General features: G+C 34.9%; 4 protein-coding genes and 1 pseudogene. 2 read left to right on the forward strand and 3 right to left on the reverse strand.

Going from position 1 to position 3,440, the window contains the following annotated elements:
* Positions 1-100: 100 nt before the first annotated feature.
* Positions 101-889 (forward strand): sporulation transcription factor Spo0A, encoded by a 789-nt coding sequence (gene spo0A, locus V7161_RS28550; protein ID WP_335716172.1) that lies wholly within the window; start codon positions 101-103, stop codon positions 887-889.
* Positions 890-999: 110 nt separating this feature from the next.
* Here spo0A and V7161_RS28555 read toward each other — a convergent pair whose 3' ends face one another.
* Positions 1,000-1,839, reverse strand: a complete 840-nt coding sequence (locus V7161_RS28555; RefSeq protein ID WP_335716173.1) for a DUF2935 domain-containing protein — start codon at positions 1,837-1,839, stop codon at positions 1,000-1,002.
* Positions 1,840-2,113: 274 nt separating this feature from the next.
* Here V7161_RS28555 and V7161_RS28560 point away from each other — a divergent pair, with 274 nt between their 5' ends.
* On the forward strand, positions 2,114-2,662 hold the full coding sequence (locus tag V7161_RS28560) for an NADPH-dependent FMN reductase (protein ID WP_335716174.1): 549 nt from the start codon (positions 2,114-2,116) through the stop codon (positions 2,660-2,662).
* A 136-nt stretch (positions 2,663-2,798) separates the two neighbouring features.
* Here the strand turns inward: V7161_RS28560 and V7161_RS28565 are convergent, their stop codons facing one another.
* Positions 2,799-3,149, reverse strand: coding sequence for a VOC family protein (locus tag V7161_RS28565; RefSeq protein ID WP_335716175.1), 351 nt, complete (start codon positions 3,147-3,149; stop codon positions 2,799-2,801).
* A gap of 100 nt (positions 3,150-3,249) precedes the next feature.
* A pseudogene (locus V7161_RS28570) lies at positions 3,250-3,440 on the reverse strand (hypothetical protein); the annotation flags it as partial.

The raw sequence follows: 3,440 nt of genomic DNA on the forward strand, positions 1-3,440 counted from the left end.
GAGCTAGATAACATACATTGAGCTAGACATAAGTCAAGGTGGGATGATGATTCCTATCTTGACTTTTTTTTTTGATAAATAAAGAGGGAGAATCTTAAAAATGATAAAGATTGCAATTGTGGATGATAACATTCAATTAACGGAGTTACTTAAAAATTACTTATCTAGTCTTGCTGATATGGAAGTAATGGGGGTTGCATACAATGGCATAGAAGGATTGGGGTTATTAAAAAGGGAACAACCAGACCTTGTTATATTAGATTTAATTATGCCTTATTCAGATGGACTCTCTTTATTAAAAAAGGTTAATAAAGAAAAAATCGATACAAATGTTTTAATACTAACTTCGATTGGAAACGAGGAAATAATAAAAAAAGCCAGCGAATTAGGAGTACGCTACTTTATGTTAAAACCTGTGGAATTATCCAATTTGTCCAATACAATTAGAAATATTTGCCCAAAACAGAAAGAGTCGTCCTTTGTAAATACAAACAAAGAGAAAAAAGAGTTACTCCATAATAAAAAAGGTGAAAATATAGAAAATCGAATCACAGATGTATTACGTTTGATGGGGATTCCAGCAAATCTAAAAGGATACTTTTTTTTGAGAGAGGCTATTCAAATGGTATTCAGTAACTTTGAGTTATTGCTGGGGTGGGGAGGTATAACAAAAGTAATATATCCCACCATTGCAAGTAAATATCATACCACCCCCAGCCGAGTCGAAAGAGGAATTCGACACTCTATTGAAGTTGGATGGAATCGTTCAAATAATGAGGTACTCGGGTTGATATTTGGGAACACGCTAAACACATTCAAAGTTAAACCCACTAATGGCAAATTTATCGCTATGATTGCCGATTATTTGAGAATACATGAGGATTGTTAAGGTAACTCAAAAAAAAACTGTCTTCTTCAAAGACAAGCCACCTTCTAAAAAGAAAGCTCGATTTTAAGTTTTCTTTTTAGGAGGTGGGCTTCTTCAGTTGCCTATCTAGGTTATTGGGCACCTCCTGTAAGATGCGCATCAAACATATCAATGATTTCTAGGAACCTATCAGCTTCCCGGAAAACATGGTCTGCTAATAGAGGATGAATAATGCTCTTTATTTTACATTGCTCAATTAAATCACGGGCTGTTTTCTTGAAGTCCCTAAGAGATGCGACCGAAATCCTGTTTTGATCAAGGAATTGATCTAAAAGAGGAACTGTTTGTGATTGTGGCTTCATCGATTCTAAATCCCTTGCTTGATACAGCAATTGATCAAAATCATTGCTGAAATTCCGTGCTACATCAACTAGTTTCCTTTCTGACGGATCAAGGAGATGACCGATAAATTTGGCATGGTCTGCCATAATCCTTAAGAAGAAGACATTTTCTTTAATAATTGCATCTGGAAGTGCTTTTAATTTTCCTTCATTTAATTCAATTAATCGTTTTCTAAAATAATTTGCTTCCCTACTTGTATGGTCAACTAATAGCGGGAAATTATTTGCCCCTGGTAATTTGCATGTGAGAATTAGTTCTAATACCTTCCGTTTAAATACGAAAATATTAGTTGCAGCTTGTTGGACCTCTGAATTAAATCTCCTTATTTGTTCTGGATCCGTTTGATTATTAAAAGAATGTGCAGTTTGTTCGATGTGTTCAAATAATCGATAAAATTGATTAGCCTCTTGAATGAGTTGAGTATCCTCTGCTCTAAAACCTAATCGAAGAAATAATGAATGCTCTTTCATAATCCTAGCCCAAAAACGTATTTCATTTAAAGAGCGCTCAACAAACATTCCAGAAGTAACACCGGTATCAGCATGCAAAGTTGTATCTTCCCCGTTCATTCTATAACCTCCCCGAAATACTTCCATTGTTCTATTCATATTTACATAGTCATGTGAATATGCCTTAGAGCAAAATCTGCCTATGGCTATTGTTAAAAATCTCCATTTCTCATACATCTTTAAATGCCAAAAACAAATATCGTGTGAATTAGAATAAGTCGTTTAAAAGGATGAAATGGGGAAACGATATCAATAGAATGTTCAAAACTAAGGGCTGCTTAGATGGGGGGTTACAAAGCAAATCATTGGGTACCACATTAAGGAGGAAGAAGTTATGACAAATGAAAAACTAAAAATAGGTATTATATTGGGAAGCACACGTCAAGGTCGTGTTAGCCCTCAAGTCGGAGATTGGGTAAAAGGGATTGCAGATAAACGTGGAGATGCAGAATATGAGATTATAGATATTGCAGAATTTAATTTACCATTTGTTTTTACAACTGCGGGCAATGAACCAGGATTGAAAGCATGGTCGGATAAGCTAGCTAATTTAGATGGTTTTGTATTTATTGTAGCAGAATATAACCACAGTATTACAGGGGCCTTGAAAAACGCATTAGATTCTGCTCGTGATGAATGGAATAACAAAGCAGCTGGTATTGTAAGTTATGGCTCCACTGGGGGAGCTCGCGCTGCTGAACATCTCCGAGGAATATGTGGAGAATTACTAATTGCAGATGTTAGGGTACACCCAACATTATCTTTATTTACCGATTTTGAAAACGGAACAACATTTAAACCACAAGAACTACACTTAAATAATGTAAATGCGATGCTTGACCAAGTGATTGCTTGGAGCGGTGCATTAAAAACGTTAAGATAAAACAATTTTTATGAAATGTAAAATATGAAAAAAAACACCGATTTTGTTGAAAAAATCGGTGTTTCTTATTTATTTAGTTATTCCCTCTAGTTCTTTCAAAAACAGCCCGTTACTCGAATAAGATGTGCATTCACAATTATTTCTCCCAAAGTTCAATCCATCTTCCTTCTGGATCAGCAATCCAAATAAATGTTCCATACTCGCTTTTCTCAGGTTGTTTTAAAAGCGGTATTCCAATTTTATTAAAATGTTCCATCCAAGCTTCGATATTTTCTACTTGAAAATTTAGCATCACAGCTTGTTCTTCTGGAAAATAATCACTATCTTCTTTAAATAAAGAAAAGATGGTTTCGTTGTCAAGATCTGGCTTGATGATCGTACCATTCCACTCTCCCATCGATAAACCAAGAGTTTCTTTATACCAATTATTTAATGAAACCACGTCTTTTGTTCTCCAAAAAACCCCACCGAAACCTTTAATTTTCATGATCTTGACCTCCAAGTATATTGTTAAACGCTTCTTCCTTTAGCCACCCATGCATCCTATTCAGGACCAGATTTGTACATTGTGACTATACAGAAATTAATTAAGAAACTTCGAAATACTGGTAAATTACCTTTATCCCATCCTCGATCTCTTCTTTTTCGATTACATCTATTCCTTTTGATTCATAAATATTTTTCCAGAATTTTATTGCTTTTATGTTAGTTACCATCTGACCAACCGCATACCTTCCTGGACACATTTCAAATAACATATCACATGCCAGCCTTCCAA

Source organism: Neobacillus drentensis, assembly GCF_036965425.1.
In the GTDB taxonomy this organism is placed as follows: Bacteria; Bacillota; Bacilli; order Bacillales; family Cytobacillaceae; genus Neobacillus; species Neobacillus drentensis_F.

Coding starts and splice junctions, on each gene's coding strand:
- spo0A (WP_335716172.1), top strand. CDS start 101: ATGATAAAGATTGCAATTGTGGATGATAACATTCAATTAACGGAGTTA.
- V7161_RS28555 (WP_335716173.1), bottom strand. CDS start 1,839: ATGAACGGGGAAGATACAACTTTGCATGCTGATACCGGTGTTACTTCT.
- V7161_RS28560 (WP_335716174.1), top strand. CDS start 2,114: ATGACAAATGAAAAACTAAAAATAGGTATTATATTGGGAAGCACACGT.
- V7161_RS28565 (WP_335716175.1), bottom strand. CDS start 3,149: ATGAAAATTAAAGGTTTCGGTGGGGTTTTTTGGAGAACAAAAGACGTG.